The sequence below is a fragment of the Candidatus Symbiopectobacterium sp. NZEC135 genome, assembly GCF_025962695.1.
The window spans coordinates 1-614 of the sequence record NZ_JAGFPF010001291.1; the positions used below are offsets into that span (position 1 = coordinate 1).

Here is a 614-nt window from a genome sequence, read left to right on the forward strand (position 1 = left end):
ACCAGCACATCGGCGGGCAGCGATCGCGCGGTGATCTCCGAAGAAAGCAGCGTCTGGAAACTTTGCCCGTAACGCTCCCGCATTCCGACCTTAACCAGATAGCGTGCCACCTCATCGCCAGCGGCGGTTGACGTGGAAGGCGCGGTCAGCGTTTGACGAGCATACATTTCGCCCAGCAGCGCGCGCGGCGCTCCCGCCACCTGCTCGGTTAGCGTGAACTGCCACACCGGTTGCGGCCACAAATAGCGCCCACCCTGCCAGGCCAGCATCACCACCACGGCCAGCATCGCCAACAGACTGACGCCAATCGCCGCACCGGTTAACCAGACCCAGGGCGTGCCGCTGCGAAACCAGTTGCGCGTTTGCCCTTCGGGGACGGTCGATTGAGATGTCATGCGTGATCTCCCTCATCCCGGTAACGTCGGCGTAGCCGCTGACGCAGGGTTTCGGCCAACGTATTGACCACAAAGGTAAAGATAAACAACACCAGCGCAGTGAGAAACAGTACGCGATAGTGCCCGCTGCCCATCACAGCCTCCGGCATTTCGATGGCGATATTGGCCGCCAGTGAGCGCAATCCTTGCAGCAAACCCGCATCGACGATGGGCGTATTG

General features: G+C 61.2%; 2 pseudogenes. Both read right to left on the reverse strand.

The features are described 5' to 3' along the window. Positions 1 to 395 (reverse strand): annotated as a pseudogene (locus tag J5224_RS33875) (phosphate ABC transporter, permease protein PstA); the annotation flags it as partial. Beyond that, positions 392 to 614 (reverse strand): annotated as a pseudogene (locus J5224_RS33880) (phosphate ABC transporter permease); the annotation flags it as partial. The pseudogenes J5224_RS33880 and J5224_RS33875, both read right to left, overlap by 4 nt.